At 63.2% G+C, this 201-nt stretch carries 1 protein-coding gene; it reads right to left on the minus strand.

The window, feature by feature from the left end; all coding sequences use genetic code 11:
• Positions 1–13: 13 nt before the first annotated feature.
• Positions 14–201: hypothetical protein (locus tag MO867_RS23500; protein ID WP_252473594.1), on the minus strand; the 188-nt coding region annotated here is incomplete at its 5' end.

A 201-nucleotide genomic window follows, 5' to 3' on the forward strand; every position in this document is an offset into this window, starting at 1 on the left:
TCAAAGTCGGCCATTAGTTGAAGCCTCCAAAATTGCTGCCGCCGGCTACTGTGCCAAAGCCGGTATCGGTGGTGCTGAGACGGTTATCGGCGCAGGCGCTGCGGCGCCCGGTGGATTGATATTCGATGGGGGCGCTGGGTTGGGATGCCGCTTCGATAGCGAGGCCCAAGGCCCAGAAGTGGTCGGCGTGGCCATCGGCGG

The organism is Microbulbifer okhotskensis, assembly GCF_023895975.1.
In the GTDB taxonomy this organism is placed as follows: Bacteria; Pseudomonadota; Gammaproteobacteria; order Pseudomonadales; family Cellvibrionaceae; genus Microbulbifer; species Microbulbifer okhotskensis.